Here is a 21006-nt window from a genome sequence, read left to right as displayed (position 1 = left end):
GGATGATGTCTTTCAATATCGGCCTTAGCGGTCTCTTTGCAGCCAACAAACAACTGGACGTGACCGGCAACAACATCGCCAACGTCGCGACCACCGGTTTCAAATCGTCCCGTGCAGAATTCGAAGACGTGTACTCGGCGACCCGCCTGGGTACCGGCAGCAAGACCGTCGGCAACGGCGTGCGTCTGGCCAACGTTTCCCAGCAGTTCACCCAGGGTGACGTGAGCAACACCGGCAACGTGCTCGACATGGGTATCCAGGGCAACGGCTTCTTCGTCCTGAGCAACAACGGTTCGCTGACCTACACCCGTGCCGGTACGTTCAAGACCGACAAGGACGGCTACGTCACCAACAGCGACGGCACTGCCCGCCTGCAAGGCTACGGTGTGGATGCCAACGGCAAGATCGTCAACGGCGTGCTGACCGACCTGCGGATCGACACCTCGAACCTGGCGCCGAAGTCCACCAGCAACGTGTCGTCGACGATCAATCTGAACTCCACGTCGCCGGTGATCGATCAGACGGTTGCGGCCAACAAGTTCGACCCGTCCAAGACCGAGACCTTTACCAAGTCGTTCAGTACCCCGATCTACGATACTCAGGGTAACCAGCACACCATGGATCAATACATGGTCAAGACTGGCGCGAACACCTGGGACACCTATACGCTGATCGATGGCCGCAACCCGGATGGCAGTGATCCGAAGGTTACCGCTCCGATTGCTTCGACCATGTCGTTCGATTCCGCCGGTAAACTGACTTCGGTCAGCACACCCGTGACGCCGCCAACCACGCCACCGACTTCGGTGATCAGCAGTGATCTGAAGGTCGCCAACTGGACTCCGGGCAGTGTCACCAATGGCGTCTGGACACCCAACGGCGCGTCAGCCGACCCGGCAGGCTTGACCATTGCCATGGCCAACACCACTCAGTTCAACGCTGATACCGCGCGTTCGATTCCGGCACAGAACGGTTACGCCACTGGCCAGATCACCAACCTGACCATCGACGGCAACGGTGTGCTGCTGGCGAACTTCAGCAACAACCAGACCAAGCCGATCGGCCAGATATCCCTGGCCAGTTTCACCAACGAGCAAGGCCTGCAGCCGGTGGGCGGCAGCAGTTGGAAAGAAACCTACACGTCGGGCATCCCGGGCTACGATGCGCCAGAGACTGGCACCCTGGGTTCGATCGTTTCCAACTCCCTGGAAGACTCCAACGTCAACCTGACCAACGAACTGGTCGACCTGATCAAGGCGCAGAGCAACTACCAGGCGAACGCCAAGACCATCTCCACCGAGAGCACCATCATGCAGACCATCATTCAGATGGCTTGATGCTGGATTGAGCTGTGCAAGGAGCCCCTCGAAAGAGGGGCTTTTTTGTGCCCTGAGGTTTTGTGTTGGAGGTGATGGCCTCATCGCGGGCAAGCCCGTTCCCACAGGGGGCACGATCAACTGTGGGAGCGAGCTTGCTCGCGATGGGGCCTGCACAGACACAATAATTCGTACAGGCAAAAGAAAACCCCCGATCCGCCAGAGGCTGATCGGGGGTTTCGAGTAAGCGCCTTGCGACGCCTACAGGCTCAGCTTATTGGCAAGCTTCGCAATCCGGCTCGTCGATGGCGCAAGCCTTCGGCACTGGAGCAGGGCCGGCAGGCGCTGCCAGGACCGAATCTTCACCGTGGTTGCCGCCGCTGGAAACAGCGTTCAGCTTGCCGGTGTTGATGGTCGACTTCTCGGTGCTGGTCGCGGCCAGGGCACGGAGGTAGTAAGTGGTTTTCAGGCCACGGTACCAGGCCATGCGGTAGGTCACGTCCAGCTTCTTGCCCGAAGCGCCGGCGATGTACAGGTTCAGCGACTGAGCCTGGTCGATCCACTTCTGACGACGGCTGGCCGCGTCGACGATCCACTTGGTGTCCACTTCGAACGCGGTCGCGTAGAGCTCTTTGAGTTCTTGCGGGATGCGCTCGATCTGCTGCACCGAACCGTCGTAGTACTTCAGGTCGTTGATCATGACCGAGTCCCACAGGCCGCGAGCCTTGAGGTCGCGAACCAGGTACGGGTTGATCACGGTGAATTCGCCCGACAGGTTCGACTTCACATAGAGGTTCTGGTAGGTCGGTTCGATCGACTGCGATACGCCGGTGATGTTGGCGATGGTCGCGGTCGGTGCGATGGCCATGATGTTCGAGTTACGGATGCCTTTCTGTACACGGGCGCGAACCGGTGCCCAGTCCAGGGACTCGGTCAGGTCGACATCGATGTACTTCTGGCCGCGTGCTTCGATCAGGATCTGTTGCGAATCCAGCGGCAGGATGCCTTTGGACCACAGCGAACCCTGGAACGTCTCGTATGCGCCGCGCTCGTCAGCCAGGTCGCAGGACGCCTGGATCGCGTAGTAGCTGACCGCTTCCATCGACTTGTCGGCGAACTCGACGGCAGCGTCGGAACCGTAAGGGATGTGCTGCAGGTACAAAGCGTCCTGGAAGCCCATGATGCCCAGGCCGACTGGACGGTGCTTGAAGTTGGAGTTCTTCGCTTGTGGCACCGAGTAGTAGTTGATGTCGATAACGTTATCGAGCATGCGAACGGCGGTGTTCACGGTGCGTTCCAGCTTGGCGGTGTCCAGCTTGCCGTTGACGATGTGGTTCGGCAGGTTGATCGAGCCCAGGTTGCAAACGGCGATTTCGTCCTTGTTGGTGTTCAAGGTGATCTCGGTGCACAGGTTCGAGCTGTGAACCACGCCGACGTGCTGCTGCGGGCTGCGCAGGTTGCACGGGTCTTTGAAGGTCAGCCATGGGTGGCCGGTTTCAAACAGCATGGAGAGCATTTTGCGCCACAGGTCTTTGGCCTGGATGGTCTTGAACAGCTTGACCTTGCCTGGGTATTCGGTGAGGGCTTCGTAGTACTCGTAGCGCTCTTCGAAGGCCTTGCCGGTCAGGTCGTGCAGGTCCGGCACTTCGGACGGCGAGAACAGGGTCCACTTGCCGTCGTCGAAGACACGCTTCATGAACAGGTCAGGGATCCAGTTGGCGGTGTTCATGTCGTGGGTACGACGACGGTCATCACCGGTGTTCTTGCGCAGCTCGATGAACTCTTCGATGTCCATGTGCCAGGTTTCCAGGTAGGCACACACAGCGCCTTTGCGCTTGCCACCCTGGTTAACCGCTACGGCGGTGTCGTTCACTACTTTGAGGAACGGCACGACGCCCTGGGATTTGCCGTTGGTGCCCTTGATGTACGAGCCCAGCGCACGAACCGGCGTCCAGTCGTTGCCCAGGCCGCCAGCGAATTTCGACAGCATGGCGTTGTCGTGGATCGCGTGGTAGATGCCCGACAGGTCATCCGGCACGGTGGTCAGGTAGCAGCTCGACAGCTGTGGACGCAGGGTGCCGGCGTTGAACAGGGTCGGGGTCGACGACATGTAGTCGAAGGACGACAGCAGGTTGTAGAACTCGATCGCACGGTCTTCTTTCTGCTTCTCTTCGATCGCCAGGCCCATGGCCACGCGCATGAAGAAGATCTGCGGCAGTTCGAAACGAATACCATCCTTGTGGATGAAGTAACGGTCGTACAGGGTTTGCAGGCCCAGGTAGGTGAATTGCTGGTCGCGCTCGTGGTTGATCGCCTTGCCCAGTTTTTCCAGGTCGAAGGAGGCCAGCACAGGGTTCAGCAGTTCGAACTCGATACCTTTGGCGATGTAGGCCGGCAGGGCCTTGGCGTACAGGTCGACCATTTCGTGGTGAGTGGCGCTTTCGGCCACACCGAGGAAGCCCAGGCCTTCGGCACGCAGGGTGTCCATCAGCAGGCGGGCGGTCACGAACGAGTAGTTCGGCTCACGCTCGACCAGAGTACGGGCGGTCATCACCAGGGCGGTGTTGACGTCGGTCAGGGCCACGCCGTCGTACAGGTTTTTCAGGGTTTCACGCTGGATCAGGTCGCCGTCGACTTCTTCCAGGCCTTCGCACGCTTCGGTGACGATGGTGTTCAGGCGACCCATGTCCAGAGGAGCAAAGGTGCCGTCGGCACGGGTGATGCGGATCGACGGGTGAGCGTTGACCGCTTCTTCGGCCGGGGCGTGGGCGGCGCGTTCTTTCGAACGACCGTCACGGTAGATCACGTAGTCGCGAGCCACTTTCTGCTCGCCGGCACGCATCAGGGCCAGTTCGACCTGGTCCTGGATTTCTTCGATGTGGATGGTGCCGCCCGATGGCATGCGACGCTTGAAGGTCGCGGTGACCTGTTCGGTCAGGCGGGCAACGGTGTCGTGGATTCGCGACGAGGCAGCAGCGGTGCCGCCTTCAACTGCGAGAAACGCTTTGGTGATGGCGACGGTGATTTTGTCATCGGTGTAGGGAACGACAGTGCCGTTACGCTTGATCACGCGCAGTTGGCCAGGCGCGGTGGCGGACAGATCCGAATTCGAATCAGCGGCCTGCGGCAAGGTGCCCTGCGGGTTCTCGCGAGTTGTGTCGGTTTGCATGGGGGGGTGTCTCCACATTCTCTATGTTTGTTTGGGCACCATCACGGTGCCCACCGTTCTGTCCTGAAGCACTACAACCGACAAGGCGTCGGGCATAACAACTTCGGGACAGTAGGAAAAAGGCTAATGATGCCGCTTCCGTGCCGAAGTCTTTGGCCCCGAGCCTGAGCTCGAAGCCGGATTCCTTTCTGGGGTGCCAGTCATGACTGCAACACCCGTACCGTTCCGGCCATGCGGGCCTGAAAAAACGGTGCCATCCGCCTGTGCGGTTTGGGCTTGTAAAATCGTGCTTGGTTCAACCATAAACTGGCAATAAGCGCTTGAGTTTGTGGTCTGAAATGTGGTTGGGCTTTTAAGCTAAAACCCTACATGTAGGGTTTTTTTAGCGCCGAGGTACAAGATAATGCGTTTTTGAGGGGGTTGCAACGTACTGCCTGTGGATAAACCTGTGCGTAAATTGTGTGTGAAAGATGGAACGGGCGTGTAGGCCGCGAGCTAGCTGGAGCGGACTGTTTTTCACTGATTTTCAGCGATTGAAAACAGCCGTTCGGATTTTTAAGGGCGCGAACCCTATCACAAAAAACCCTGTCGTCCGAACGCATTTACCTGCTTGTGTTCTCGACGGGCGACGTTTATACAATCGGCCCAGCGTGTATACATATTTGTCCCCCCGAATCATTACAAAAAGACGGGCGGATCCTTCCTTTATAAGTGTTTTGGCAAGCAGAGGTCACCCGTGGAGCAAGAAGCCTGGCAGGTATTGATTGTGGAGGACGACCAGCGACTGGCCGAACTGACCCGCGATTACCTCGAAGCCAATGGCCTGCGTGTATCGATCGAAGGGGATGGTGCGCTCGCTGCGAACCGCATCATCACGGAACAACCGGACCTGGTGATCCTCGACCTGATGCTCCCCGGTGAAGATGGCCTGAGCATCTGCCGCAAGGTTCGCGCCCGTTACGACGGCCCGATCCTGATGCTCACCGCCCGAACCGATGACACCGACCAGATTCTCGGCCTGGACCTGGGCGCTGACGACTACGTCTGCAAACCGGTACGCCCGCGCTTGCTGCTGGCGCGCATCCAGGCGTTGCTGAGGCGCAGTGAAGCACCCGAAGTCGCCCCGGAAAAACAGCGGCGTCTACAGTTCGGCCCGCTGATCGTCGACAACGCCTTGCGCGAAGCCTGGTTGCAGGGCAACGGCATCGAGCTGACCAGCGCCGAATTCGACCTGCTCTGGCTGTTGGTGGCCAATGCCGGGCGCATCCTCTCGCGCGAAGAGATCTTCACCGCGCTGCGGGGTATCGGCTATGACGGTCAGGACCGTTCCATCGATGTGCGCATCTCGCGCATCCGCCCCAAGATCGGCGATGACCCGGAACACCCACGGCTGATCAAGACCGTGCGCAGCAAGGGCTATCTGTTCGTTCCCGAGGCTTGCGTAGACCAGACCCTGTGAACTCGATCTTCCTGCGTATCTATGGCGGCATGTGCGCCGCGCTGATCCTGGTGGCGGTGCTCGGTGTGCTGGCGTTGCACCTGCTCAATCAGGTGCGCAGCGAGCAATACCGCGAGCGCCTGGCCCACGGCACCTTTGCGCTGATGGCCGACAACCTGCAACCGATGAACCAGACCGAGCGCCACCGCGCCTTGCTGGTGTGGGAGCGGCTGCTGGGCATTCCGCTGGCGCTGAAAACTTTTGTCGAGACCGACCTCGACCTGACCCAGCGCACCCGTGTGTTGCGCGGCCAGGCCTTGGTGGAACAGACCGGGCCGCACGCGGCGAAGGTCTACAAGCTGGTCAGCGACAAGGAGCAATTGATGCTCACCGGGGAGGTGCAGCAGATCAGCGAACAACTGGCCCGGGCGACCATCTACCTGTTGACCGATGAGTTGGTGCGCACCCCGGTTGCCGACCAGCCCTTGCGCTTGGCGAAATTGAAGCAAGACAAGGGTTTCGGCTTCGATCTGCGCCTGGTCACGGTGGATGAAGCGGACATGGACGAAGACCAGAGCCGCCGGGTGTCCGAGGGCGACACCGTGATGGCGCTGGGCAAGGGGGGCGATTCGATCCGGGTGTTTGCCGGTATGGTCGGCACGCCGTGGGTCCTGGAAATCGGCCCGTTGTACCAGATGAATCCTTATCCACCGGAGTGGCTGGTGCTGATCGCCGCGCTGGGCCTTACGCTGATCGGTTTGATCGTTTATCTGTTGGTGCGTCAGCTCGAGCGCCGTCTGCGTGGCCTGGAGGCCGCCGCCACGCGCATTGCCAAGGGCAGCCTGGAGACCCGCGTGCCGGCACGCGGCGCGGACTCGGTGGGGCGGCTGGCCTCGGCGTTCAACGGCATGGCCGAGCACTTGCAGCAGTTGCTGGCGATCCAACGCGAACTGGTGCGCGCGGTGTCCCACGAATTGCGCACGCCGGTGGCGCGCCTGCGTTTTGGCCTGGAGATGATCGGTTCGGCCACCACGCCGCAGGCCCTGGAAAAATACTGCCAGGGCATGGACAACGATATCGAGGACCTCGACCGGCTGGTGGACGAGATGCTGACCTACGCACGGCTCGAACAGGGTTCTCCGGCGCTGAACTTTCAGCGCATTGATCTGGATGCCTTGGTCAACCAAGTGATCGAGGAGCTGGCGCCGTTGCGCGCCGAGGTCACGGTACAGCGGGGGTTGTGCCTGTCGGCGGCCGATAACGACGATGCCTGGGTCGAGGCCGAGCCGCGTTACCTGCACCGGGCGATCCAGAATCTGGTGACCAACGCCATGCGCCATGCGCAATCGCGGGTGACCATCAGCTATCAGGTGGGGCAGCAGCGATGCCGGGTGGATATCGAGGATGACGGGCCGGGTGTGCCGGAGTCGGCCTGGGAGAAGATCTTTACCCCGTTCCTGCGTCTGGACGACAGCCGCACTCGCGCGTCAGGAGGCCATGGGTTAGGCCTGTCCATTGTTCGACGCATCATCCATTGGCACGACGGGCGCGCGTTGATCGGCAAGAGCAAGAGCTTGGGCGGGGCGTGTTTCAGCCTGAGCTGGCCGCGCAATCAGGAGAAGCGTTGAGATGTGCGGTGGATGCTCGGGCCCCATCGCGGGCAAGCCCGCTCCCACAGGGGTTTGTGGCGTGACATAGATCCAGTGTGGGAGCGAGCTTGCCCGCGATGGGGCCCTAACAGGCAGCAATAAACCTCAGGCCTTGATGCTCACCAGGCTCAACAACTGTCCATCCTTGACCCCGAACTGGGCATCCAGCTCCGTACCGTTGCGCCATTCGCTGGACAAGTCAGTGAGCAGTCGCAACCGCACCTCCCCCGACTCACGCCATTCCAGCACTTCGGCGTGCTCGAAGTAAAAGCGCTGCTGAACGATCGGATAGAGCGCCTTGAACAGGCTTTCCTTGACCGAGAAAGTCAGGGTCACCAGCAACGCCAGTTGATCGCGAGGACCGGCCGCCATGCGCTGTAGCTCCGGTGGGTTGAGGATTTCCCCGGCCAGGCGTTCGGCGCGTTCGACGTTGAGCAGGTTTTCCAGGTCCATGCCCAGGCCGCGCCAATGGCTTTTGTTCGCCACGATGGCCGCGGCGCGGCCCGTACTGTGAGTGATCGAGCCAGTGATATGCGCAGGCCAGACCGGTGCGCGGTCTTCACCAATCGCCGGAATGACGCTCAAGCCTTCCAGGCGCTGGAGCGCGGCCCGGGCACACACCCGTCCGGCAAGAAACTCCGCCTGCCGTTTGGCCACGGAGCGCTGAATGGTCGCCGGCGCCTCCACGGCACTGCGCTGAAAGTCATCGCTGGCCAGGCGTGCGCTATCGAAGACCGTGCTCAACAGGACCGTATCGGGCAGCACGAAGGGTAGCGGCCAATGGTCATCGAGGGGGGTGCAGCAGAGGGGCAGGGCGGGGACTGGATTCATGTCAGGCATTTTGCCGGGTTGGCTTGGGGCTGGGTAGTGGCAGGTGGCTTTTGTGGCGAGGGGGCAAGCCCCCTCGCCACAGATGACAGGGTTAACCAAAGATTTTTTTGAAAAACGCCTGCATGTCCGCCCAGGATTTTTCATCCGCGGCCTTGTTGTAGCCAATGTCCGGCCCGCCATGATCACCATGGCCCAGTCGATCGGCGTCGAGCCTCAGAACTCCTGTTGAAACGTGTCGAAACATTCGCGAAAGGGCGGTTCAGCCCAGGTTCAGAGTGCGTTCAGGGGGAGTTCAGGGCGCGCTGAGTAACCTTGCCCCGTACCCAAAAAGCAAACGGCACATGAGGAACTTCCCAATGACTGGATTCAAAAAACTGCTACTGGCATTCACGGTTCTGGGCGCAAGCACCGCAGCCTTCGCGTCCGACGACAACTTCGCCAGCCTTACTCTTGGACAGACCAGCAACAAGATCAAAAAATCCCACGCCCTGAACGACAACTTCGATCACCCGAACGCCGATGGCGTGATCGGCAAGGACACCACCTGGGGTGTTCGTCTGGGCCAGCAAAACACCAAGGGCCGCTACTACGCCACTTACGACAATGTATCGGGCTCGCACAACGGCATTAAACTGCGTCAGGAAAACCTCCTGGGCAGCTACGATCTGTTTTACCCGGTGGGCGCCAGCACCAGGCTGTTCGGTGGTGCCACGGCCGGCCTGACCAAAATGACCCAGGAATCGCCAGGCTTCAGCCGCGACAGCAATATTGGCTACGCCATCGGTGGTCAGGCGGGTGTGCTGCAACAGGTTTCGCAGAACACCTCGGTTGAACTGGGTTACCGTTACCTGCGCAGCAACGCGAGCACCGAGATGAATGAGCGCGGTGGCAGCAAGCAGGGTTCGCTGGACCTGACCAGCAGCGCCCAGACTTATCTGTCCGCCAACTACGCTTTCTGACAAGCGTTCGAAAGCGGCCTGCGCCGGATCAGCCCGAGTGTCTGATCCGGCGTTGCCATGTCAGTTATTGAGGTGCGACGTTGCGCCTTTGGAGATGTTGTTTTGCCCGGGAGAGCGTTATGAAACTGCTGGTCGTCGAAGATGAAGCGTTGCTGCGTCATCACCTGCAAACCCGCCTGAGGGAGAGCGGCCACGTGGTCGAGTCCGTGGCCAATGCCGAGGAGGCGCTGTACCAGACCGCGCAATTCAACTTTGACCTGGCGGTGATCGACCTCGGTCTGCCGGGCATGAGCGGACTCGATCTGATTCGTCAGTTGCGCTCAGGTGGCAAGACCTTCCCGATCCTGATCCTCACCGCGCGCGGCAACTGGCAGGACAAGGTCGAAGGCCTGGCCGCCGGTGCCGACGATTACGTGGTCAAGCCGTTTCAGTTCGAAGAGCTGGAGGCTCGCCTGAATGCCTTGCTGCGCCGCTCCAGCGGTTTCACCCAGTCGACCATCGTCGCGGGTCCGTTGTTGCTGGACCTCAATCGCAAACAGGCGTCCCTCGACGAACAACCCCTGGCACTGACCGCCTATGAGTACCGCATTCTGGAGTACCTGATGCGCCACCATCAGCAAGTGGTGCCCAAGGACCGCTTGATGGAACAGCTCTACCCGGATGACGACGAGCGTGATCCGAACGTGATCGAGGTGCTGGTCGGCCGTCTGCGCCGCAAACTGGAAGGGCCGGGCGGGTTCAAGCCGATCGACACCGTGCGCGGCCTGGGCTACCTGTTCAATGAGCGTTGCACTTGATCCGTTCGCTGCGCATTCGCTTGATGCTCGCCGCCACGCTGTTGGCGGTGTTGTTCATGCTGGCGTTGTTGCCGGCGATGCAGGGGGCATTCAGCCTGGCGTTGCAGGACTCCATCGAGCAGCGCCTGGCCTCGGACGTGACCACATTGATCTCTGCCGCGCGGGTGGAAAACAACAGCTTGCAGATGCCGGCGCAATTGCCCGACGAGCGCTTCAACCTCACCGACAGCCGGTTGCTCGGCTACATCTATGACCGTGAAGGGCATCTGGTCTGGCGCTCAAAGGCGACCCGGGAAGAACGCATCAACTACAAGCCACGCTACGACGGACGTGGCAACGAGTTTGCGCGGATCCGCGAAGACAATGGCCAGGAGTTCTTCGTCTACGACGTCGAGGTCAAGTTGCTCGGCGGCAAAAATGCAGCCTTCAGCATCGTGGCGCTGCAGCCGGTTCGTGAGTACGAGTTGACCCTCGAAGGCCTGCGCGAAAATCTTTACCTGGGTTTTGGCGCGGCACTGTTGGTGCTCCTGGCGTTGCTGTGGATCGGCCTGACCTGGGGTTTGCAGGCATTGCGGCGCTTGAGCCAGGAACTGGACCAGATCGAAGGAGGCACCCGCGAAAGCCTCAGTGAAGAGCATCCGCGGGAATTGCTGCGCCTGACCGGTTCTCTCAACCGTTTGCTGCACAGTGAGCATGAGCAGCGCAGCCGTTACCGTGATTCGCTGGATGACCTGGCCCATAGCCTGAAAACGCCGCTGGCAGTGTTGCAGGGTGTCAGCGAGGACATGGCCCAGCGTCCCGAGGATCGTGATCAGGCCTGGGTGCTGCAAGCCCAGATCGAACGCATGAGCCAGCAGATCAGCTATCAGTTGCAGCGTGCCAGCCTGCGCAAAAGCGGTCTGGTGCGTCATCAGGTGCACCTGCACCCGGTGCTGAAAAGCCTGTGCGACACGCTGGACAAGGTCTATCGCGACAAGGGCGTGCACGTCGCGTTCGACCTGCCCGACCCGTGCTACGTACCTATCGAGCAGGGGGCTCTCCTGGAGATGATGGGCAATCTGCTGGAAAACGCCTATCGCCTGTGCCTCGGCGAAATACGCATCAGCGTGCGTGAAACCCTCGGCGGCACCGAGTTGTGTGTCGAGGACGACGGCCCCGGTGTACCCCAGGATCAGCGCGCACGGATTCTCGAGCGCGGCGAGCGCCTGGACCGTCAGCATCCGGGGCAGGGTATCGGCCTGGCAGTGGTCAAGGACATCATCGAGAGCTACAGCGCCAAGCTGACCCTGGGTGATTCGCCGATGGGCGGGGCGGCGTTCCGGATTCACTTTCCGGTGGTTTAGTGGTGCTCTGTCGGACCTCATCGCGAGCAAGCTCGCTCCCACAGGGAACGCATTTACCTTGGGTACGCGGTCAACTGTAGGAGCGAGCTTGCTCGCGATGAGGCCAGTGAATTCACCCTGTAACTGAGCCCTGAAACTCAGTTTTCCTGCGCCCGATAAGCCCCCGGCGTCAGCCCCGTCCATTTCTTGAACGCCCGGTGAAACGCCGAGGGCTCGGAAAACCCCAATTGCTCGGCGATCTGTTGCAACGACAGGTCGGCGCGACTCAGGTGGTAAATCGCGATGTCCCGGCGCAGTTGGTCCTTCAACTCCTGAAAGCTCGAACCCTCTTCGCGCAAATGCCGACGCAAGGTCTGCGGGCTGATGTGCAGGTGCGCGGCCACGGTTTCCAGATCGGGCCAGGATGAGCTGTCGCGGCTGAGCAAGCGGCGCAAGCGACTGCTCAAACTGTCGCCATCGTCCGGGCGTGAGAGCAGGTCGGCGGGGGAGCGCTCGAGGAAATGCTTGAGCGTGCGTTCATCCTGCAGCAGCGGCATGGCCAGGTAGCGGCTGTGAAACAACAGGCTGCTCTGAGGGCTGGAAAACGCCAGCGGGCAGGAAAACAGCAGGTCGTACTCGGCGCCGTGTTCCGGTCGGGGGTAGCTGAACGTGGCCTGTTCCAGGCGAATGCGCTGGCCGATCAGCCAACTGCCGAAACGATGCCAGATCACCAGCAGGCTTTCGCTGAGGAAATGATCCGGGTCCCAAAGCTGCGAGTCATCGAGGCTCAGGCGAACCCATTCATCTTCGCGGTTCAGGGTCAGGCGCGGAGCCCCGGGGAATAGGCTATAAAACAATAAGCCGCGATTGAGTGCCTTATCCAGGCTGCGGCAGTGAATCACGGCATGGCACATCATCGCGAAGCTGCCCGGCCTGCTCGGGGCTTGCCCGAACCCCAGGTACTCGTCGTCGAGTGCCAGCCACAAGGCCTTGATCAGTTGGGTGAATTGCTCTGGAGCGATGCGCGCCCGTGGCTCATCCAGCAACTCGGGGCTTATTCCCAATTGTTGGAGCAGGCCCGAGTAGTCGTAGCCGTGCCGACGCGCACCGCCAAGGACGGCGCGGGCGAAATGACTGGCAATGGTGCGTTCGCGCATGGCAGCAGTTCTGACCGTTGAGCGACCGATGGTAGCTGCGCGCTGCGGGCATGAACAGGGCGGATATCCGCCAAATTGCAGGACGACTTTTAGTGGAAGGGCGGAAATCCGCCACATGCTTGCAGCCGTCCGCTGACAGGGAATTCGCTGCGACCCCTGATATCAAAAGGCATGCAGGGATTTTAAGGGAGGTGGCACGGGCCTTGCGATACAACGTGCAGATGCCTGCCGTTGCGCAGCTCGAAAAAACAAATCCCTCCAGTGCAGGAGGGTTCGCAATTGCGGTGTTGCGGGCAACAGATGGATGTTGTCACGGGCACCCTGGAGGAACTTTGCAATGACGACTCGTCAGCCACTGTACAAATCCCTGTATTTCCAGGTGATCGTTGCAATTGTCATCGGTATCGCGCTCGGTCACTTCTACCCGCAGCTCGGTGTGGCCGTTAAGCCACTGGGTGACGGGTTCATCAAGCTGATCAAAATGATCATCGCCCCGATCATCTTCTGTACGGTCGTCAGTGGTATCGCCGGCATGCAGGACATGAAGTCGGTGGGCAAGACCGGTGGTTATGCGCTGCTGTACTTCGAGATCGTTTCGACCATTGCCTTGCTGGTCGGTCTGGTCGTGGTCAACATCGTGCAGCCGGGCAGCGGCATGCACATCGACGTCGCCACCCTCGATGCCTCCAAGGTTGCCGCTTATGTGGCGGCCGGTGCCGACCAAAGCGTCGTCGGTTTCCTGCTGAACGTGATCCCGGCCACCATCGTCGGCGCCTTCGCCACCGGTGACATTCTGCAAGTGCTGATGTTCTCGGTGATCTTCGGTTTCGCCCTGCATCGCCTGGGTGCCTACGGCAAGCCGCTGCTGGACTTCATCGATCGCTTCGCGCACGTGATGTTCAACATCATCAACATGATCATGAAGCTCGCGCCAATCGGTGCCTTCGGCGCCATGGCGTTCACCATCGGTGCCTACGGTGTCGGCTCGCTGGTGCAGCTGGGTCAACTGATGGCCTGCTTCTACATCACTTGCGTGCTGTTCATCCTGATCGTGCTGGGCTCCATCGCCCGCCTGCACGGCTTCAGCGTGCTGAAAATGATCCGCTACATCCGTGAAGAACTGCTGATCGTGCTGGGTACTTCTTCTTCGGAATCGGTACTGCCACGCATGCTGATCAAGATGGAGCGTCTGGGCGCGCAGAAGTCTGTCGTGGGTCTGGTGATCCCGACCGGTTACTCGTTCAACCTCGACGGTACCGCGATCTACCTGACCATGGCGGCCGTGTTCATTGCCCAGGCAACTGACACCCACATGGACATCACGCACCAGATCACCCTGCTGGTGGTGTTGTTGCTGTCCTCCAAAGGCGCCGCCGGTGTGACCGGTTCGGGCTTCATCGTACTGGCAGCCACCCTGTCCGCTGTTGGCCACCTGCCGGTTGCCGGCCTGGCGCTGATCCTCGGCATCGACCGCTTCATGTCCGAAGCTCGCGCCCTGACCAACCTGGTCGGCAACGCCGTGGCCACCATCGTAGTTGCCAAGTGGGTCAAGGAACTGGACACCGACGTGCTGCAGGCCGAGTTGGCTTCGGGCGGTCGCGGCATTGCCGATGAGCCTAAAGACGATGTTCTGGGGCATGTCGAAGGGGCAACCCCGACCAGCGCCAAGTAAACCTTGTCGTGATGAAAAAACCCGCTTCGGCGGGTTTTTTTCTGCCTGCGAGATGAGCACAAAGGTCAGCGTCACTGGCACATAAGGTGATTGCCCCTGAGCGTTCGACTGCCTAGTCTGGGGGGCATCATTCAGGGAGAACGTTCATGCTCGGTCCACTGGCATCACTCAAGGTTCTGGATTTCTCGACCCTGCTGCCGGGGCCGTTTGCCTCGTTGCTGCTGGCGGACATGGGCGCCGAAGTGCTGCGCATCGAATCACCGACCCGGATGGATCTGCTGCGGGTGTTGCCGCCCCACGATCAAGGCGTGTCAGCCAGTCATGCGTACCTCAACCGCAACAAGCGCAGCCTCGCCCTGGACCTCAAGCAGCCCGAGGCGCTGGAGGTGATCAAGTCGTTGCTGCAAGACTATGACATCGTGCTCGAGCAGTTCCGCCCCGGTGTCATGGAGCGTCTGGGCCTGGGTTACGAAGCCCTGAAGGCGATCAATCCGCGATTGATTTATGTGTCGATCACCGGCTACGGCCAGACCGGTCCCTACAAGGACCGCGCCGGCCATGACATCAACTACCTGGCCCTGTCCGGGCTGGCGAGTTACACCGGCCGGGCCGACAGCGGGCCGCTGCCGTTGGGCATGCAGGTGGCGGATGTCGCCGGTGGCTCGCTGCACGGAGTGATTGGCTTGCTGGCGGCGGTCATTGCCCGGCAGCAGACGGGCCAGGGCCAGCACCTGGATGTCAGCATGACCGACTGCGCGGTCAGCCTGAATGCACTGGCGGGGGCCGGATATCTGGCCTGTGGTGTCGAGCCAGGCCCGGAAAACCAGGTGCTCAATGGCGGCAGCTTCTACGATTACTACCGCTCCCGGGATGGGCGCTGGCTGTCGGTGGGCAGCCTGGAGCCGACCTTCATGAAACAGTTGTGCACGGCGTTGGGGCTGGAGGCGCTGGCCGGACTTGGCCTGTCACCGCAACCGGCGCATCAGAAACAGCTTAAAGACGCGTTGAAGGTCGAATTCGAAAAGCATGACTTCGCCGATTTGCGCGCGCTGTTCGCCGAACTGGATGCCTGTGTCGAGCCGGTGTTGAGCCTGGGAGAAGCGCTAAGTCATCCGCAGTTGCAGGCGCGGGAGTTGGTGACCGATGTGCCTCGTGGCGATGGCTCGAGCCAGGCGCAGATGGCGTGCCCGCTGAAGTTTTCCGATGGCTTGCCAGAGCCGAAGCATATCGGTGCGACGCTGGGGCAGCATACGGATCAGGTGTTGGGGGAGTTGGGGTTCAGTGCTGAGCGGATTGCCGAATTGCGGTTTGCCAAGGTAATTCTCTAGCGTCTGATCCGGCCTTATCGCGGGCAAGCCCGCTCCCACAGGGGTCAGCGTTGATTAAAAGTTTTGTGGACAACCCCGACCACTGTGGGAGCGAGCTTGCTCGCGATGGCTGCAGCACATACACCGGAAATCCAACTACTCGACCCGCATCTCCCCACTGAACACCAGGGTATTGCGACACCGCCGGCACAAGTACCGCCGTCCCTGCCGAACCAGGCCGTGGCGCTGGGCCGAGAACGGGAAGTCGCTGTCGGCGCACGGGCACTTGTAGATGTAGCGGGTCACGCTGCGGCGTTTGACGTCATAGGTGTGGCAGCGGTTGGGCGGCAGTTCGTACACACCGCGCATGATCAATTGCCACTCTTCGCCATGGGGCTGGATGCGGTCGCCAAACAGCTGATGGGCGATCAGGTGTGCGACTTCATGGGCCACGGTCTGCTTGAGAAAGTCCTCGGTGTTTTCCCGGTACAACTGCGGGTTGAAGCGCAGCAGGTTCTCGTGCAGATGCGCGACACCGGCTTTTTGCCCGCGCAGCTTGAGGCTCACCACGGGGCGCTTGAAAGGTCGTTTGAAAAAGGATTCGGCTTGTTGGAAACAGTCTTCGACGCGGGTATTGAGTTGCTCGGGCATGCTTGATGGATCTCCAGAGCGCTCGAGTATGCCGCAACCCTCGGATCTTGCGAATCGCCAGGTTGACGAATGGTCGTGAGCCGTCTCGTTGCTGAAGAATGAAAAGGCCGCCTTGCGGCGGCCCTTGTCGGCGGTTCCGGTTTTCAGTGATGTGCGGCTAACTGGTGTAGACCGGCCCCACGCCGAGTCCCCAGACGATCACGGTGAACGCCATGATGGCGACCAGCACCACCAGGCCTACGGCGAGTACCGAGCTGGAAAACAGGAAGCCCTCGTCAGATGGAATGTTCATGAATGTCGGCAGGCCCACATACAGCAAATACACCGTGTAGCAGATGGCGGCGGTGCCGATGATCATGCCCAGCCACAGGTGCGGGTACAAGGCGGCGAGGCCACCGATGAACAGCGGTGTAGCGGTGTAGGTTGCAAATGCAATGCAGCGGGCGAGGCTTGGGTTGGCGTCATAGGTGCGGGCCATCCAGTGAATGAATGCGCCCATGACCGCTACACCCCCGAGCATCGCCAGGTACGACATGACCGTCATCCATATCGCGCTTTCCACGGTCAGCATCACGGGAGGCCGATTGCCGATGACCCAGCCGACCTGTGTGGTGCCAATGAAGGCCGACACGGCGGGGATCGCCGCCAGGATCAGGGTATGAGTCAGGTACATGTGGCTGATGCTTTCCTCCTGGTCGCCACGGATGTCTTTCCATTCTTGGTCAGGGTGGGTGAAGAGCCCCACTACGTGATGGATCATGCCAGTCACTCCTCTTGTCTTTACCGTCGCCCCCCAGTGGAGCGCCTACGGGCCAATGCGGCCAAGCAAGTCACAGGTCTGAAATTTGAATGCGACCTTATGTCGCAGTATAGGGAGGAGTTTCCCCAGAGGGAGTAAGGGCTTTAGAGCAAATCGCGCTGTAAACACAGCTGTTAATCGCCGCCGGGTCTGTGCCGGCCAGCCCTTTTGGCGGGACACTTCGCCCCTGAGGCGTTTTTGCGTAAAATGCCCGCCTTTCGTCACACCTCACGGATTTCGCGTCATGGGCACTCTCACGGTCAACCAGAACAAACTGCAAAAGCGCCTTCGCCGACTGGCCGGTGAGGCGGTTGCCGATTTCAACATGATTGAAGACGGCGACAAGGTCATGGTCTGCCTGTCCGGTGGCAAGGACAGCTACACCATGCTCGATGTGCTGATGCACTTGCAGAAGGTCGCGCCGATCAAGTTCGAGATCGTGGCCGTGAACATGGACCAGAAGCAGCCGGGCTTCCCGGAGCACGTGCTGCCGGCCTACCTGAAAGAACTGGGCGTCGAATACCACATTGTCGAGAAAGACACGTATTCGGTGGTCAAGGAGCTGATTCCGGAAGGCAAGACCACTTGCTCGCTATGCTCGCGTCTGCGTCGCGGCACGCTCTACACCTTTGCCGACGAAATCGGCGCGACCAAGATGGCCCTCGGTCACCACCGCGACGACATCGTCGAAACGTTCTTCCTGAACATGTTCTTCAACGGTTCGCTCAAGGCCATGCCGCCAAAGTTGCGCGCCGACGATGGTCGTAACGTGGTGATCCGCCCGCTGGCCTACTGCAACGAAAAAGACATTCAGGCCTACTCGGACTTCAAGCAATTCCCGATCATCCCGTGCAACCTCTGCGGCTCCCAGGAAAACCTGCAGCGTCAGGTGGTCAAGGACATGCTGCAGGACTGGGATCGCAAGACCCCGGGCCGGACCGAGAGCATTTTCCGCAGCCTGCAGAACGTGATCCCGTCGCAATTGGCGGACCGCAATCTGTTTGACTTCACCAGCCTGAAGATTGACGAGTCCGCGGCATCGCGCTTCGTCAACGTGGTCAACCTCTAAACACCATTACTGTGGGTGCCAGCAGACTGGCTCCCACAGGTTTTGTTGCAAGTGGGCAGTTCATTTTTCATTCCTCAGGAGAGGGCATGCGCGATTACAAGTGGCTGAACGAATACTGCCTGAACCGCTTCGGTTCGGCGGCTGAACTGGAAGCCCATCTGCCCGTTCCCAAGACTCCCGCACAACTGCGCAAGATCAGCGACGATCGCTACCTCTCGACGATGGCGCTGCGGGTGTTCCGCGCCGGGCTCAAGCACAGCCTGGTGGATGCCAAGTGGCCGGCTTTCGAAGAAGTGTTCTTCAGGTTCGACCCGGAAAAAGTCGTGCTGATGAGCGCCGAGCACCTTGAGCGCCTGATGCAGGACACGCGGATCATCCGTCACCTGGGCAAGCTCAAGAGCGTGCCGCGCAATGCGCAGTTCATACTGGACGTGGCCCATGAAAAGGGCAGCTTCGGTGCGCTGGTCGCCGACTGGCCGGTGACCGATATCGTCGGGCTCTGGACCTTCCTGAAAAAACGCGGCCATCAGTTGGGCGGGCTGTCAGCCCCGCGCTTCTTGCGGATGATCGGCAAGGACACCTTTGTACCGAGCTATGACGTGGTGGCGGCACTGAATGCGCAGGACATCATCGACAAAGTGCCGAGCAGCCTGCGCGACCTGGCGTTGGTGCAGGACGTGTTCAACCGGTGGCATGAAGAAAGCGGCGGGCGGCCGATGAGCCAGATTTCGATGATGCTGGCTTATACAGTGAATCATTAAGATCGAGTCGCCCGAATCGCGGGCAAGTCGAATCGTCGCACCGCAGCTCCCACAGGATCTCTGTTGAATCACAAATGTGTGATCGACACAAAAAAACCTGTGGGAGCTGGCTTGCCAGCGATGAGGCCCGATCAGGCGACGGAAATCTCACCCTCGCCAGCCAGCTTGCGGTTCAACTGATACCGCCAGCGCACATACAGCAGCGCCGAGCAGAACACCGCCAGGCTCGCGCCCATCTCCAGCAAGCCGAAGATCTGCCGGTTCGGGTCATAGGCCGCCAATGCGCCCTTGATGAAGTACAGGTTCACCACAAAGCACATCCACGAATGCCCGCGCGGGCTGCCGATGATCATTCCTGGCGCCAATATCAACAGTGGCACCAGTTCGATCAGCAGAATCACCCAGGGCCGGGCGCCATGCAGGTCTGCGACCAGCAGGTAGTAGACGCACAACAGTCCCACCAGCCCCAAAAAACACAGCAGGCTGATGACGCGCATCGCCTTCACGCGTGGTTCGAGCCATTCGAGGGTGGGCAGAATCTTCGGCTTCTTGGCCACCTCAGCTCTCCAGTTTCTGTGCAGTCTTCGCCAGGCGCATGCCCAGCGCGCGGCACAGTGCCACTTCATGGGTATCCAGGCCGCTTTTGCCGTCGGCACCGGCATGGTGGCTGGCGCCGTACGGCGTGCCGCCGCCCTGGGTTTCCAGGAGTGCCGATTCGCTGTAGGGCAAGCCGGTGATCAGCATGCCGTGGTGCAGCAGCGGCAGCATCATCGACAGCAAGGTGGTTTCCTGGCCGCCGTGCAGGCTCGCCGTGGAAGTGAACACACCCGCCGGTTTGCCCACCAGGGCACCGGTCAGCCACAGGTTGCTGGTACCGTCGAGGAAGTACTTGAGCGGTGCGGCCATATTGCCGAAGCGGGTCGGGCTGCCGAGCGCCAGGCCGGCGCAGTTCTTCAGGTCGTCGAGGCTGGCATAGAGCGCACCTTCGTCGGGAATTTCCGGGGACACGGCTTCGCATTCGGTGGAAATCGCCGGCACCGTGCGCAGGCGCGCTTCAAGCCCGGCCTGTTCAACGCCACGGGCAATCTGCCGGGCCATTTCGTTGGTCGAGCCGCTGCGGCTGTAGTACAGGACCAGAATGTAAGGCGCAGTCATGGCAACAGTTCCAGGATCTGCTCCGGAGGACGGCCGATGATGGCTTTGTCGCCGACTTCGAGAATCGGGCGCTCCATCAGTTTCGGGTGGGCGGCGATGGCGGCGATCAATTGCGCTTCGCTCAGGCTGGTGTCGGCCAGGTCGAGGGTCTTGTACTCGTCTTCGCCGGTGCGCAGCAGTTGCCGGGCGCTGATCCCGAGTTTGCCCAGCAGGCCCTGGATTTGCGCGGCGTCCAGCGGCGTGTCCAGGTAACGGACCACGGTCGGGGTCAGGCCACGGGCTTCAAGCAGTTCGAGCGCACCGCGGGATTTCGAGCAGCGCGGGTTGTGATAAAGCGTCAGATCGGTCATGAGCGGGTCGCATCTTGCGTAAGGTGGCGGCTATTCTAACTGTGCAGCGCGCAATCCAGAACCGTGAGAGGCGATGGGTCGCAGGCGCATTCAATTTTTGACAAGGAACACGACATGACAAGGCGACTGGCAGCAGCATTGGCGATCATCGGAGCGTTGATGCTGGGGGGCTGCGGGAATGACTATGGCATCGACCAGGACGGCCACAAGATCGCCGCCGACCGGCTGGACGGCAAATGGCTGGTGCTCAACTACTGGGCGGAATGGTGCGGGCCTTGCCGAACCGAGATCCCGGAGTTGAACACCCTGGCCGAGCAACTCAAGGACAGGAAAATCGGTGTGTTCGGAGTCAACTTCGACAACGTCCAGGGGCAAGAGCTCAAGAGTGCGAGCGAGAAACTGGGGATCAGGTTCACGGTGCTGGCCCAGGACCCTTCCGAAGTGTTTGAGCTACCGCGCAGCGAGGCGTTGCCGGTGACCTACATCATCGATAACAAGGGCAAGGTGCGTGAGCAGTTGATGGGGGAGCAGACGGCGGCGGGGGTGATGGCGAAGCTTGAGGCGTTGCAGGCGAAAAATTGAACACTGTGGCGATCGGGCTTTT

The 21006-nt window shown here is 60.5% G+C and carries 19 protein-coding genes and 1 pseudogene; 11 read left to right on the top strand and 9 right to left on the bottom strand.

The window, feature by feature from the left end:
* Positions 1-5 precede the first annotated feature (5 nt).
* Positions 6-1337, top strand: coding sequence for a flagellar hook protein FlgE (gene flgE / locus EI969_RS22375; protein ID WP_160389691.1), 1332 nt, complete (start codon positions 6-8; stop codon positions 1335-1337).
* A gap of 253 nt (positions 1338-1590) precedes the next feature.
* On the opposite strand, the gene EI969_RS22370 is transcribed toward flgE, so the two are convergent.
* The gene (locus EI969_RS22370; protein ID WP_160389690.1) at positions 1591-4485 is read right to left on the bottom strand and encodes a ribonucleoside-diphosphate reductase subunit alpha; all 2895 of its coding nucleotides are present in this window, start codon (positions 4483-4485) and stop codon (positions 1591-1593) included.
* A 736-nt stretch (positions 4486-5221) separates the two neighbouring features.
* Here EI969_RS22370 and EI969_RS22365 point away from each other — a divergent pair.
* Entirely contained in the window at positions 5222-5944 is a 723-nt protein-coding gene (locus EI969_RS22365; RefSeq protein WP_160389689.1) for a winged helix-turn-helix domain-containing protein, read from the top strand.
* Positions 5941-7551, top strand: coding sequence for an ATP-binding protein (locus tag EI969_RS22360; protein WP_160389688.1), 1611 nt, complete (start codon positions 5941-5943; stop codon positions 7549-7551). The genes EI969_RS22365 and EI969_RS22360 overlap by 4 nt, the downstream gene beginning before the upstream one ends.
* A gap of 126 nt (positions 7552-7677) precedes the next feature.
* Here EI969_RS22360 and EI969_RS22355 read toward each other — a convergent pair whose 3' ends face one another.
* On the bottom strand, positions 7678-8403 hold the full coding sequence (locus tag EI969_RS22355) for a 4'-phosphopantetheinyl transferase (protein ID WP_218575249.1): 726 nt from the start codon (positions 8401-8403) through the stop codon (positions 7678-7680).
* 91 nt (positions 8404-8494) lie between these two features.
* Positions 8495-8611 (bottom strand): annotated as a pseudogene (locus EI969_RS22350) (dienelactone hydrolase family protein); the annotation flags it as partial.
* 148 nt (positions 8612-8759) lie between these two features.
* Between EI969_RS22350 and EI969_RS22345 the strand changes: the two are divergent.
* From EI969_RS22345 to EI969_RS22335, 3 genes are all read left to right on the top strand, one after another.
* The gene (locus EI969_RS22345) at positions 8760-9362 is read left to right on the top strand and encodes a hypothetical protein (protein ID WP_160389686.1); all 603 of its coding nucleotides are present in this window, start codon (positions 8760-8762) and stop codon (positions 9360-9362) included.
* A gap of 119 nt (positions 9363-9481) precedes the next feature.
* Complete coding sequence (locus tag EI969_RS22340; protein WP_160389685.1) at positions 9482-10159, top strand: response regulator transcription factor; 678 nt, start codon at positions 9482-9484, stop codon at positions 10157-10159.
* On the top strand, positions 10156-11502 hold the full coding sequence (locus EI969_RS22335) for an ATP-binding protein (protein ID WP_160389684.1): 1347 nt from the start codon (positions 10156-10158) through the stop codon (positions 11500-11502). The genes EI969_RS22340 and EI969_RS22335 overlap by 4 nt, the downstream gene beginning before the upstream one ends.
* Positions 11503-11639: 137 nt before the next feature.
* Here EI969_RS22335 and EI969_RS22330 read toward each other — a convergent pair whose 3' ends face one another.
* Positions 11640-12638 carry an AraC family transcriptional regulator gene (locus EI969_RS22330; protein ID WP_160389683.1) on the bottom strand — a complete coding sequence of 333 codons (999 nt, stop codon included), beginning with the start codon at positions 12636-12638 and terminating at the stop codon, positions 11640-11642.
* Between the two features lie 337 nt (positions 12639-12975).
* Between EI969_RS22330 and EI969_RS22325 the strand changes: the two genes are divergently transcribed.
* Both EI969_RS22325 and EI969_RS22320 read left to right on the top strand, forming a co-directional pair.
* On the top strand, positions 12976-14310 hold the full coding sequence (locus EI969_RS22325; RefSeq protein WP_160389682.1) for a dicarboxylate/amino acid:cation symporter: 1335 nt from the start codon (positions 12976-12978) through the stop codon (positions 14308-14310).
* A 146-nt stretch (positions 14311-14456) separates the two neighbouring features.
* On the top strand, positions 14457-15638 hold the full coding sequence (locus EI969_RS22320; protein WP_160389681.1) for a CaiB/BaiF CoA-transferase family protein: 1182 nt from the start codon (positions 14457-14459) through the stop codon (positions 15636-15638).
* Positions 15639-15773: 135 nt separating this feature from the next.
* Here EI969_RS22320 and EI969_RS22315 read toward each other — a convergent pair whose 3' ends face one another.
* Complete coding sequence (locus tag EI969_RS22315; RefSeq protein ID WP_048394212.1) at positions 15774-16268, bottom strand: SprT family zinc-dependent metalloprotease; 495 nt, start codon at positions 16266-16268, stop codon at positions 15774-15776.
* A gap of 157 nt (positions 16269-16425) precedes the next feature.
* On the bottom strand, positions 16426-17028 hold the full coding sequence (locus EI969_RS22310) for a Yip1 family protein (RefSeq protein WP_160389680.1): 603 nt from the start codon (positions 17026-17028) through the stop codon (positions 16426-16428).
* A gap of 283 nt (positions 17029-17311) precedes the next feature.
* On the opposite strand from EI969_RS22310, the gene ttcA reads away from it, so the two are divergent.
* Both ttcA and EI969_RS22300 read left to right on the top strand, forming a co-directional pair.
* On the top strand, positions 17312-18136 hold the full coding sequence (gene ttcA, locus EI969_RS22305) for a tRNA 2-thiocytidine(32) synthetase TtcA (protein WP_160389679.1): 825 nt from the start codon (positions 17312-17314) through the stop codon (positions 18134-18136).
* Positions 18137-18222: 86 nt separating this feature from the next.
* Positions 18223-18897 (top strand): DNA-3-methyladenine glycosylase I, encoded by a 675-nt coding sequence (locus tag EI969_RS22300; protein WP_160389678.1) that lies wholly within the window; start codon positions 18223-18225, stop codon positions 18895-18897.
* A 131-nt stretch (positions 18898-19028) separates the two neighbouring features.
* Here EI969_RS22300 and EI969_RS22295 read toward each other — a convergent pair whose 3' ends face one another.
* The 3 genes from EI969_RS22295 to arsC are packed head-to-tail and all read right to left on the bottom strand — an operon-like array spanning position 19029 to position 20402.
* The gene (locus tag EI969_RS22295; RefSeq protein WP_160389677.1) at positions 19029-19454 is read right to left on the bottom strand and encodes a DUF2069 domain-containing protein; all 426 of its coding nucleotides are present in this window, start codon (positions 19452-19454) and stop codon (positions 19029-19031) included.
* 1 nt (position 19455) lies between these two features.
* Positions 19456-20052 (bottom strand): NAD(P)H:quinone oxidoreductase, encoded by a 597-nt coding sequence (gene wrbA, locus EI969_RS22290; RefSeq protein WP_160389676.1) that lies wholly within the window; start codon positions 20050-20052, stop codon positions 19456-19458.
* Complete coding sequence (gene arsC / locus EI969_RS22285) at positions 20049-20402, bottom strand: arsenate reductase (glutaredoxin) (protein WP_160389675.1); 354 nt, start codon at positions 20400-20402, stop codon at positions 20049-20051. Before arsC ends, wrbA begins: the two co-directional genes overlap by 4 nt.
* 114 nt (positions 20403-20516) lie before the next feature.
* Here arsC and EI969_RS22280 point away from each other — a divergent pair, with 114 nt between their 5' ends.
* Positions 20517-20984: a TlpA disulfide reductase family protein gene (locus EI969_RS22280; RefSeq protein WP_160389674.1), complete on the top strand. Its 468-nt coding sequence runs from the start codon at positions 20517-20519 to the stop codon at positions 20982-20984.
* Positions 20985-21006 lie beyond the last annotated feature (22 nt).

Origin of the sequence: Pseudomonas sp. PB101, from assembly GCF_009764265.1 — a bacterium.
Taxonomy (GTDB): domain Bacteria; phylum Pseudomonadota; class Gammaproteobacteria; order Pseudomonadales; family Pseudomonadaceae; genus Aquipseudomonas.
The sequence above is the reverse complement of the archived record's forward strand: the minus strand, read 5'-3'. Positions and strand labels throughout refer to the sequence as shown.

Coding starts and splice junctions, on each gene's coding strand:
- EI969_RS22340 (WP_160389685.1), top strand. CDS start 9,482: ATGAAACTGCTGGTCGTCGAAGATGAAGCGTTGCTGCGTCATCACCTG.
- EI969_RS22310 (WP_160389680.1), bottom strand. CDS start 17,028: ATGATCCATCACGTAGTGGGGCTCTTCACCCACCCTGACCAAGAATGG.
- wrbA (WP_160389676.1), bottom strand. CDS start 20,052: ATGACTGCGCCTTACATTCTGGTCCTGTACTACAGCCGCAGCGGCTCG.
- EI969_RS22330 (WP_160389683.1), bottom strand. CDS start 12,638: ATGCGCGAACGCACCATTGCCAGTCATTTCGCCCGCGCCGTCCTTGGC.
- arsC (WP_160389675.1), bottom strand. CDS start 20,402: ATGACCGATCTGACGCTTTATCACAACCCGCGCTGCTCGAAATCCCGC.
- EI969_RS22345 (WP_160389686.1), top strand. CDS start 8,760: ATGACTGGATTCAAAAAACTGCTACTGGCATTCACGGTTCTGGGCGCA.
- flgE (WP_160389691.1), top strand. CDS start 6: ATGTCTTTCAATATCGGCCTTAGCGGTCTCTTTGCAGCCAACAAACAA.
- EI969_RS22355 (WP_218575249.1), bottom strand. CDS start 8,403: ATGAATCCAGTCCCCGCCCTGCCCCTCTGCTGCACCCCCCTCGATGAC.
- EI969_RS22280 (WP_160389674.1), top strand. CDS start 20,517: ATGACAAGGCGACTGGCAGCAGCATTGGCGATCATCGGAGCGTTGATG.
- EI969_RS22325 (WP_160389682.1), top strand. CDS start 12,976: ATGACGACTCGTCAGCCACTGTACAAATCCCTGTATTTCCAGGTGATC.
- EI969_RS22320 (WP_160389681.1), top strand. CDS start 14,457: ATGCTCGGTCCACTGGCATCACTCAAGGTTCTGGATTTCTCGACCCTG.
- ttcA (WP_160389679.1), top strand. CDS start 17,312: ATGGGCACTCTCACGGTCAACCAGAACAAACTGCAAAAGCGCCTTCGC.
- EI969_RS22370 (WP_160389690.1), bottom strand. CDS start 4,485: ATGCAAACCGACACAACTCGCGAGAACCCGCAGGGCACCTTGCCGCAG.
- EI969_RS22300 (WP_160389678.1), top strand. CDS start 18,223: ATGCGCGATTACAAGTGGCTGAACGAATACTGCCTGAACCGCTTCGGT.
- EI969_RS22315 (WP_048394212.1), bottom strand. CDS start 16,268: ATGCCCGAGCAACTCAATACCCGCGTCGAAGACTGTTTCCAACAAGCC.